This window comes from Geomonas sp., from assembly GCF_035254065.1.
Lineage (GTDB): Bacteria > Desulfobacterota > Desulfuromonadia > Geobacterales > Geobacteraceae > Geomonas.
The window spans coordinates 1-9757 of the sequence record NZ_DATFBA010000133.1 but is presented as its reverse complement, the minus strand read 5'-3'; the positions used below and the strand labels follow the sequence as shown (position 1 = coordinate 9757).

Here is a 9757-nt window from a genome sequence, read left to right as displayed (position 1 = left end):
GATAATAGTTAAAAACAATTAATACAATACCCGTCCCGGTTTTAATGGAACAAAAAGTGGCCAAAAAGCCGATCCGTGTCAAAATGTAGGTCTTGGGCTGTGAAGGGGCGAGAAAAGCCGTTGTACGGGAAATATGGAAGCCTATTTTTTGTGCAATTTGGCTTGTAATGTTGGTAGCCTCTTATTTTTTGTTGCACCTCATTTTTTGATCCCCTCTCCCGAAGGGGGAGGGTTAGGGAGGGGGAACACTGCCCCGAATAGGAACCTGCCACGACCCCATCCTCACCCTGTCCCTCCCCTTGAAGGGGAGGGGACGTTTGACCGACGAAGTAGCCAAGGTTGTTCTCCTATGTAAGTCGAAGGGAACATAAAACTTCCCTCACCCGGCCTTCGGCCACCCTCTCCCGCCTTCGCCGTTATCGGCTACGGCGGACACGCCCCTAAACGGGCGAGGGTATAACAACGTTATCAACTTTCAGTAATATTTTTGACAACTGGCTCTTTTGTATGTTAGAAACAAAGACTTTTATGTTTACGCCTCATATTTTCACATAGATCGAAGGGGGAAGAAGAGCATGAATCACTTTCAGTACAAGGGTACCGAGCTTTATGCTGAAGACGTTGCCATAAAGGACATCGTCGCGAAAGTAGGTAGCCCGGTCTACATCTATTCCAAGGCCACCCTGGAAAGACACTTCAAAGCGATGGACGATGCCTTCGCATCCGCACCGCACACCATCTGCTATTCGGTCAAGGCCAACTCCAACCTGGCCGTCCTGAAGACCTTCATCAACCTGGGCGGCGGCGTGGACATCGTTTCCGGCGGCGAGCTCTTCCGCGCCCTGAAAGCCGGCGTTGACCCGAAGAAGGTCGTCTATTCCGGCGTTGGCAAGCGCGATGACGAGATCGTCTATGCGCTGGAGTCCGGCATCCTCCAGTTCAACATCGAGTCCGAGCAGGAGTTGGACAGGATCAACGAGATCGCCGGCCGCATCGGCAAGCGGGCGGGCATCGCACTGCGCGTGAACCCGGACGTCGATCCCCAGACCCATCCGTACATCACCACCGGCCTCAAGAAGGCGAAGTTCGGTATCAACATCGAGCGCGCCCTCAGCCAGTATGCCCGCGCCAAAGAGATGGCCAACATCGATATCATCGGTATCGACTGCCACATCGGCAGCCAGCTCACCAAGGTTTCTCCGTTCGTCGACACCGTGAAGAAGCTGAAGCGGCTGATCGACGGCATGAGGGACATGGGCATCGACGTGAAATACCTCGACCTCGGGGGCGGGCTCGGCATCCAGTACAATGACGAGGCCCCGCCGCTGCCGGCGGAATACGGTGCTTCCATCCTCGCTGAAACCAAGGACCTCGGTCTTCACCTGCTGTTCGAACCGGGCAGGAACCTGGTGGGCAACGCCGGCATCCTGGTCGGCAAGTGCCTCTACACCAAGAAGGGCGAAGAGAAGAATTTCGTCATCGTGGATGCCGGCATGAACGACCTCGCCCGTCCGGCACTCTACGGCTCCTTCCACGGCGTGCAGCCGGTCCTGAAGGACCAGGACGGCGTGATCGAAGGCGACATCGTCGGCCCGATCTGCGAGTCCGGCGACTTCCTGGTCAAGGACCGCGAGTTCCCGAACTTCAAGCAGGGCGACCTGATGGCCTTCATGTCCGCCGGCGCCTACGGTTTCACCATGAGCAGCAACTACAACACCCGTCCGCGCGTCGCCGAAGTGATGGTAGCAGGCGACAAGTTCGAAGTCGTCCGCGAGCGCGAGACCGTGGAAGACCTGGTACGGGGCGAGAAGATCCCGTCCTTCCTGTAAGGCACAACCCCCTTTACTAAACTCTCCCCCCTTGTTAAAGGGGGGCAGGGGGGATTTGCAGTTACAGTCGGACAAACAGCTAACATCAAATCCCCCTAAATCCCCCTTTGACAAGGGGGACAGGCAAGAGGGGGACTTAACAGACTTACCAAACTGGCGCACCACAAAGGAGGTAGCCCATGTTCAAAGGAAGTATCGTTGCCATTGTCACCCCGTTCAAAAACGGCGCGGTCGACGAGGAAAAACTGAGGGAACTGGTAGAGTTCCAGATCGAGAACGGCACCGACGCCATCGTTCCCTGCGGCACCACCGGCGAGTCCTCAACCCTTGATTACGACGAGCACGACAGGGTGATCCAGATCGTCGTGGAGCAGGTGAACAAGAGGGTCCCGGTCATCGCCGGTACCGGCTCCAACTCCACCCGCGAGGCCATAGAGATCACCCAGCACGCCAAGGAGCTGGGCGCCGACGGCGCTCTGCTGGTGACCCCCTACTACAACAAGCCGTCCCAGGAAGGGCTCTATCGCCACTACATGGCGATCGCCGACGCCGTGGCGCTTCCCCAGGTACTCTACAACGTACCGGGCCGTACCGGCGTGAACCTGCTCCCCGAGACGGTGGCCAGGCTCTCCAAGCACTCCAACATCGTGGCCATCAAGGAAGCGACCGGCTCCCTGCAGCAGGCCTCCGAGGTGCTGGCGCTCTGCGGCGAGAACATCACCGTGCTCTCCGGCGACGACTTCATCACCTTGCCGATGATGGCCTCCGGCGCCATGGGGGTCATCTCGGTGACCGCCAACATCATGCCGAAAGCCGTCTCCTCGCTGGTGGATGCCTTCTTCGCCGGCAACATGGAAGAGGCCAGGAGGCTGCACCTGCACCTCTTGAAGATCTCCAACGCCATGTTCATCGAGAGCAACCCGGTGCCGGTGAAGACCGCGGTCGCGCTGATGGGCAAGGCCAGCGACGAAGTCCGTCTGCCGCTCGCGCCGCTGATGGAGGCAAACAAGGCGAAACTAACGGCTATCATGAAGGAATACGGCCTTATCTAAGGAGACCATCACATGGTAAAGATAGCTGTCTGCGGCGCCGCCGGCAGGATGGGCGGGCGTATCATCGCCGCCATCAAGGAAGCTGAAGGGGTGGAACTTTCGGGTGCCCTCGAGCGTCCGGGTCATCCCATGGTCGGCCAGGATGCCGGGTTCAACGCCGGCCTGGGCGCCATCGGGGTCGCCATCAGCGACGACCTGAACGCCGTGGTGCAGGGATGCGACGTGCTGATCGACTTCACCACGCCCAAGGTCTCCCTGAAGAACCTGGAAGTCTGCGCGCTCAACAAGAAATCCATCGTGATCGGCTCCACCGGCTTTACTGCCGACGAGCGCGCGCTGGCCGCCGAACTCGCCCGCGAGATCCCGGTGGTGATCGCCCCCAACATGTCGGTGGGGGTCAACGTCTGCTTCAAGGTGCTGGCCGACGTGGCCAAGATCCTGGGCGAGGACTTCGACGTGGAGATCGTCGAGGCGCACCACAAGATGAAGAAGGATTCCCCTTCCGGGACCGCGGTCAGGATGGGTGAGGTGGTGGCCAAGGCGCTCGGGCGCGACTACGACAAGGTCGCCAACTTCCACCGCGAAGGGATCTGTGGCGAGCGGACCCACGAAGAGATCGGCATGCAGACCATCCGCGGCGGCGACATCGTCGGCGAACACACCGTTTACTTCATCGGCATGGGCGAGCGAGTCGAGATCACCCATCGCGCACACACCCGCGACATGTTCTCCCGCGGCAGCGTGCGCGCCGCCAAGTGGGTGGTAAGCGCCAAGCCGGGCGTCTGGGACATGCAGGACGTGCTCGGGCTGCGCTAAAGGGGGGTGTTTAACGTCTCTCCTGGTGTTGGAAGTCCCCCTTGATAAAGGGGGATTTAGGGGGATTGCAGTAAGGGTTGTAACGGAAAAAGCAATCCCCCCCGCCCCCCCTTTATCAAGGGGGGAGAGTTGGCTGAGTTTTTAAAAGCTGAAAGTTACTTCTGGAGGAAATACCACGTGGCACAGATAAACGATAACTACCTGAAACTGAAAGCAGGTTACCTCTTCCCGGAAATCGGACGCAGGGTGCGTGCTTTTGCGGCCGCCAACCCGGAGGCGAAAGTGATCCGCCTCGGCATCGGCGACGTCACCCAGCCGCTCACCCCGACCATCCTGAAGGCGTTCCACGACGCGGTCGACGACCTCTCCAAGGGCGAGACCTTCATGGGCTACGGCCCGGAGCAGGGCTACGACTTCCTGATCGACGCGATCATCGAGAAGTCCTACAAGCCGCTGGGCGTCGAGCTCAAGACCACCGAGATGTTCATCTCCGACGGCTCCAAGTGCGACTGCGCCAACATCCTCGACGTCTTCGCCCTGGACAACACCGTTGCCATCGGCGACCCGGTCTACCCGGTCTACAACGACACCAACGTCATGATCGGCCGCACCGGCGAGGCAAATGACAAGGGGTACTATCAGGGCCTGGTCTACATGCCCTGCACCGAGGCGAACGGCTTCTTCCCGGCTTATCCGGAGGAGAAGGTGGACATCATCTACCTCTGTTTCCCCAACAACCCGACTGGCGCCGTGGCCACCAAGGAGCAGCTGAAAGGGTGGGTCGACTACGCGCTGGCCAATGACTCCATCATCCTGTTCGACGCTGCCTACGAGGCGTTCATCACCGATCCGGAGATCCCGCACTCCATCTACGAGATCGAAGGCGCCAAGAAATGCGCCATCGAGTTCCGCTCCTTCTCCAAGACTGCAGGCTTCACCGGCGTGCGTTGCGGCCTGGTGGTCGTCCCCGAGGAACTGGAAGGGACCACCTCGACCGGCGAGAAGTACAGCGTGAACAAGCTCTGGCTGCGCCGCCAGACCACCAAGTTCAACGGTGCCTCCTACCCGGTCCAGAAGGCCGCTGCCGCCGTCTACTCCGAGCAGGGGTGGAAAGAGACCAAGGAAAACATCGACTACTACATGGAGAACGCCCGCATCATCCGCGAAGGTCTCGCCGAAGCCGGCCTGACCGTGTACGGCGGCGTGAACGGCCCCTACATATGGCTGAAGACGCCGGATGGGCTGACCTCCTGGGACTTCTTCGACAAGCTCCTGAACGAGTGCCACGTGGTCGGTACCCCGGGCAGCGGCTTCGGCCCCAGCGGCGAGGGCTTCTTCCGCCTCTCCGCCTTCGGCCACCGCGACAACATCATCGAGGCAGTCGCAAGGATCAAGAGGAACCTGAAGTAGCAGTTACCTGCAGATAGACAAAAGAGAAGGCGGCCCAAACGGGTCGCCTTTTTTAGTGACAAGCTGGATGTAGCCACTACCTTTTGCTGGCTTACTCAGTATTTATGCCACTGCTGCTCGTCTTTTTGCTGCTGCCCTTGCTGGGACTGTTGACCTTGCTGTAATTGCTGCCCTTGTTGGAACTGTTGCCCTTGCTCACCCAGCAGGTTCATGATTTCGCGGCAGAAGGCGGGGAGGTCTCTGGGTTCGCGCGAGGTGACCAGGTTGCCATCCACGATAACTTCGGTGTCCTGGTATTGTGCTGCCGCCTCCCGCAGCTCGGTGACCACGGTTTTGTAGCAGGTCGCATTGCGCCCGCGGATCACACCCGATGAGATGAGGATCTGGGGGCCGTGGCAGATCGCTGCCACGGGTTTTTTCTCGTTCATGAAGTAACGGGTAATTTCCTGGACCCTCTGGTTGTTTCGGATGGCCGCAGGAGCCTTGCCGCCGGGCAGAAGCAGGAGGTCATAAGTTGAGTATTGATCCTGCGAGAGTTCGTTGAAAACCTTGCTGACCGGCACTTCGTAGCCGTGCTTGCCGCGAATCGGGCTTCCCTTGTCGGAAGCTACGTCCACGGTAAATCCTGCCTCCAGTAGACGGTAGTAGGGGACCAGCAACTCGGTGTCCTCGAAATCGTTCGCACTCAAAATCAGCGCTTTTTTGGTGCTCATTTCCGAATCCTCCTTTGCCGGCCCGAGTTCAAGCCGGCTTGCCTTCTCTACTGTTCATGTAGGTTTTCTCTCCCTTCAGTTCACCCCTACAGTTTAACAAGAAAGCGGCCTGATCAACAGACCGTTCTCGTGAAACATGGCGTGTAGGTTGGTTGATGTAGCGATTCGTAAACCTGCGAAAAATGGCTTGATAACCGGTGAAAACGAATATCATTTACAAAGAAAAGGCCCGTGTGGTAGTCTGCCTTTATCGGATCCCAATTCACGTAGAAAGGCACTAGCGCAGAGGCAAGAAAAGATGAATCCGGAATACTTCGTGTGGACCCTGATCGCAACGGTAGCGGCATCGGTCGTCGTGGTAGCAGCTCAAGTTCGGGCCTATAACAACAGATGATCCGCTAGTCATTGATTTTTACCCCTGAACCTACAAAAGCCGAATCTCTTTGAGATCCGGCTTTTGTATTTTAGTGGCTACAGGCGCCGGAAAAACTTGGTAACAATAAATTCCAGTACGTCGTTGAAATGAATAGAAAGTTCAGAAAAGTATACGAAAATGACGAAAAGTATACGAAAATGACGAAAAGTATACGAAAACTCTATGATTTTCTTCTTGACTGTAACACGATTTTATCGTATTTCGTTGCGCTACGCTGGCAGTGTGTCTGTCGCCGGCTCTACAATTTGAAACGGCTCTCCGAGCCGCGCCACCTACCAGGGGATTCCCCTCACGGTGCGCGGCCATCGGGTGCTGCTGGAAACGGCAGTGCCTTCCTTTTGATAAGGAGAACCCGACGGTCGGATTGTTCTACATCCGCACTCACAGGGATCCTTCTATTCAGAGGGGTCCCTTTTTTATTACCGCACCGAGCAGGCGGTAGAGGAGTGGTACATGCGTGTCCTGGTGAGTATTGACGACACCGACAACCTGGAAAGCCGGGGAACCGGCGAGCTGGCATCCATCATAGCTGACGAGTTGGAGGAGAACGGCTGGGGGCAGACGAGCTTCGTGACGCGCCATCAGCTGCTGGTGCATCCCGATATCCCCTACACCTCGCACAACAGCGCCATGTGTTTCACGGCGGAGCTGGCGGAGGGTGCCCTGGAGAAGCTGATTGCCCATGCCTCCACCTTCTTGGAGCGGGAGAGCGCGCCGGGTTCGGATCCCGGCCTCTGCGTCGCGGTCATTGACACTCTGCCCGCCGATCAACTGATAGGCTTCGGACGTAAGGCCAAGGAATCGGTGCTGACCAAGGAAGAAGCGTATTCCATGGCCCACTCCCTGGGGGTCCATCTTTCGGAGCACGGCGGCACCGGACATGGGGTGATCGGCGCCTTGGCGGGAGCTGGGCTGCGCCTGGGAGGCAACGACGGTCGCCTGAAGGGGAGCATCAGGCTTCCTGCGTCCTGCACCATGGCGAGTGTGCAGACACTGCTGACCCTTCCGGAGGTGGACAAGGTCCACTGCCTGTCTGGCGGTGTGGTGCGTGAGGATGACCTCGTGCGGTTTTTGGACGACAAGGCGAAGACGGTGATGATCGGTGGCGAGTCCGTCATGCTGGTAGCCGCCGCCGAGCCCGGTAGCGGGGCAGCCTGGCAGACCCTGCACCGCAGAGAGCTGAAGAGGTACTGATCATGTGGGTTACGGAGCAGACGGGGGCCCTGGTATTCAGTGGCGGTAAGGAGAGCTGGCTGGCCGCGACGGTCGCTGCGGCGGAGTGCCAGACCTTTTCGCTGGACGTGGACGAGGAGATCGTCGCCGACGAAGAGCGCTCCTGCTACAACTGCCGCTACCGGCGCTGGACCGCGACCTCCTTCACCTGCCAAGCGATAAACCGCCGCCCGCAGTAGCAATGGTCCCTCCATTGCCCTCCGACTAACCCTCTCCCGGAGGGAGAGGGGATGTGGGCGCAAGTCGGCAACAGTAGTGAAATCCCCGGAACCACCTCAGGGATCGCTGGTTGAAGTTCTAAAATCGAATAGTCGTACTGTTTCTTCGAGCTGTTGCACCTAACGGGTTTCCCCATGGTGCCCAGCCATTGGGTGTTGCTGGAAACGGCAACGCCTTCCATCTGAGAAGGAGAACAGCTTGAGCGGACATCGTCCGTAAAGGCCCTTCTCTATCGTGAGCAGGGCCTTTTTATTTTGCGGTCTCGGCAGCGGCGAGACAGGGGGATCATACGTGGAACCAGGCGCAGAGATCCTGAAAATCACTTACTTCGGCTACCGCTACCCGGGTGCGGCGAAGGCGGCGCTTACTGACGTTTCCCTGGCGGTTAAAGCGGGAGAGTGCGTCTGCCTGACCGGTGATTCAGGATGCGGAAAATCGACCCTTCTGATGGCAATCAAGGGGCTGCTGCGCGGTACCCGTAGCACGGGAACAATAGAGGTGCTGCTGCCGGAGAACGGGCGCGGCAATTCTGCGGTAGGGCTGGTCTTCCAGAACGCCGAGTCCCAGATTCTCTGCACCACCGTCGCCGAGGAGGTGGCGTTCGGGCCGGAGAACCTCTGCGTACCGCGGGAGGAGATCGCACGAAGAGTGGAGCGTTCCCTGCGGGCTGTGGGGCTGGACGGCTTCGAGGCGCGCAACGTGGACCGCTTTTCTGCAGGACAGAAACAGCGCCTTGCCATCGCCTCGGTTCTTTCCATGAATGCGGCGCTGCTGCTCATGGACGAGCCGAGCTCGCAGCTGGACGGCAGAAGCAAACAGGAGCTGTGCACACTGCTCGCCGAGCTTAAAGGCCAGGGATACGGCATCGTGCTGGCCGAGCACGACATGATTCCGTTTCAGGGGGTGATCGACCGTTACCTCACCATGGAGGATGGGAAAATTGTCGAAAGCCTTGCTGGAGGCTCATCGGCGGTTGCTCCACCGGGGCGGACCTCCCTCACCCGCCCTTCGGGCACCCTCTCCCCTGAAGGGGCGAGGGAATCGGGAGCTGGCTCAGCCCGAGTACGTCCAGCGGAGGATGTGGCCGGGCAACGTCGCGGCGGCCGCCATTGGCTGCTGTCGGTCCGTGACCTTCAGTTGACCTTTCCGGAGACCGAGCCGGTGCTGAAAGGGGTCGATTTTGAGGTAGGGGAGGGGGAGAAGGTGCATATCCTCGGGCAGAACGGGGCGGGAAAATCGAGCCTGCTCCGTTGCCTGTGTGGGCTGGAACGTCCAGATGCCGGCTCCATCAGGATAGCTGGGTTGCCGGACTTGCGGCCGGGGAAGATGGCGGGCGAGGTGGGGGTGTTGTTTCAGAACCCGGCCCGCCAGCTCTTTGCCGATAGCGTTCGCGAAGAGGTGGCTTTCACACTGCAACGGCTGGGTCGCAACCGCTCCCAGTGCGAGGGACTGGTATACGAGGCTCTTTCCTTCTGCGGTGTCGAGCACCTGGCTGAGCGCGCGCCCCTGACCTTGAGCTTCGGGGAGCAGCACCGCGTAGCCCTGGCATCGGTACTGGCGCCCAGACCGAGGCTGCTGCTTCTGGACGAGCCCTTTGCCGGACTGGACATGGCCCAGCGCAGGCAGTTGCTCGCGCTGTTCGGCGAGTTGCCGGAGCGCTTCGGCACCACGCTGCTGATTGCCACCCACGACGCCCTCCCTGACGCAGGCTGGGCCGACCGCTCTCTTATCCTGCAAGACGGGAGGTTAGCGGATGTCACGGGGTGAAAACCGGCGCACACGCCTGAGGAGCAGCGACTACGCCTGCCAGTTCCTGACCCACGATTCGCAGGTCCACCGCCTGCGGCCGCACTGGAAGATCGCCATCGGCACGCTTTTAAGTGCATGCGCAGTGGGAGCGCGCACGCCGGTGGAGTTCCTGCTGCTGCTGACGGTGGTTATGGGCTACTTCTTCGCGGCAAGGCTTACCCTCTACGACCTCTGGCGGGACAGCCGGTTGCTCGTCATGCAGGGGGCCGTGGTGATCACCGCCTACTGCCTCTTGCATGG

At 59.4% G+C, this 9757-nt stretch carries 8 protein-coding genes, 1 pseudogene and 2 riboswitches; of the genes and pseudogenes, 8 read left to right on the top strand and 1 reads right to left on the bottom strand.

Annotated features, from left to right (window positions below; translation table 11 throughout):
* The first annotated feature begins 575 nt into the window (after positions 1-575).
* From lysA to VJ604_RS06565, 4 genes are all read left to right on the top strand, one after another.
* The gene (gene lysA, locus VJ604_RS06580) at positions 576-1829 is read left to right on the top strand and encodes a diaminopimelate decarboxylase (protein ID WP_324080868.1); all 1254 of its coding nucleotides are present in this window, start codon (positions 576-578) and stop codon (positions 1827-1829) included.
* Between the two features lie 179 nt (positions 1830-2008).
* Positions 2009-2881 (top strand): 4-hydroxy-tetrahydrodipicolinate synthase, encoded by an 873-nt coding sequence (gene dapA, locus VJ604_RS06575; RefSeq protein WP_324080867.1) that lies wholly within the window; start codon positions 2009-2011, stop codon positions 2879-2881.
* A 12-nt stretch (positions 2882-2893) separates the two neighbouring features.
* Positions 2894-3697 carry a 4-hydroxy-tetrahydrodipicolinate reductase gene (gene dapB, locus VJ604_RS06570; RefSeq protein ID WP_324080866.1) on the top strand — a complete coding sequence of 268 codons (804 nt, stop codon included), beginning with the start codon at positions 2894-2896 and terminating at the stop codon, positions 3695-3697.
* A 177-nt stretch (positions 3698-3874) separates the two neighbouring features.
* The gene (locus VJ604_RS06565) at positions 3875-5107 is read left to right on the top strand and encodes an LL-diaminopimelate aminotransferase (protein ID WP_324080864.1); all 1233 of its coding nucleotides are present in this window, start codon (positions 3875-3877) and stop codon (positions 5105-5107) included.
* A 95-nt stretch (positions 5108-5202) separates the two neighbouring features.
* Here the strand turns inward: VJ604_RS06565 and VJ604_RS06560 are convergent, their stop codons facing one another.
* Positions 5203-5820, bottom strand: a complete 618-nt coding sequence (locus VJ604_RS06560) for a type 1 glutamine amidotransferase domain-containing protein (protein WP_324080863.1) — start codon at positions 5818-5820, stop codon at positions 5203-5205.
* A gap of 680 nt (positions 5821-6500) precedes the next feature.
* Positions 6501-6621: riboswitch (molybdenum cofactor riboswitch) on the top strand.
* Positions 6622-6709: 88 nt separating this feature from the next.
* Between VJ604_RS06560 and VJ604_RS06555 the strand changes: the two genes are divergently transcribed.
* From VJ604_RS06555 to VJ604_RS06540, 4 genes and pseudogenes are all read left to right on the top strand, one after another.
* The gene (locus VJ604_RS06555; protein ID WP_324080862.1) at positions 6710-7450 is read left to right on the top strand and encodes a hypothetical protein; all 741 of its coding nucleotides are present in this window, start codon (positions 6710-6712) and stop codon (positions 7448-7450) included.
* A gap of 2 nt (positions 7451-7452) precedes the next feature.
* The gene (locus VJ604_RS06550) at positions 7453-7668 is read left to right on the top strand and encodes a hypothetical protein (protein ID WP_324080861.1); all 216 of its coding nucleotides are present in this window, start codon (positions 7453-7455) and stop codon (positions 7666-7668) included.
* Positions 7669-7799: 131 nt separating this feature from the next.
* A riboswitch (molybdenum cofactor riboswitch) is annotated at positions 7800-7916 on the top strand.
* An 83-nt stretch (positions 7917-7999) separates the two neighbouring features.
* Positions 8000-9475: an ABC transporter ATP-binding protein gene (locus VJ604_RS06545; RefSeq protein ID WP_324080859.1), complete on the top strand. Its 1476-nt coding sequence runs from the start codon at positions 8000-8002 to the stop codon at positions 9473-9475.
* Positions 9462-9757: pseudogene (locus tag VJ604_RS06540) on the top strand (energy-coupling factor transporter transmembrane protein EcfT); the annotation flags it as partial. The gene VJ604_RS06545 and the pseudogene VJ604_RS06540, both read left to right, overlap by 14 nt.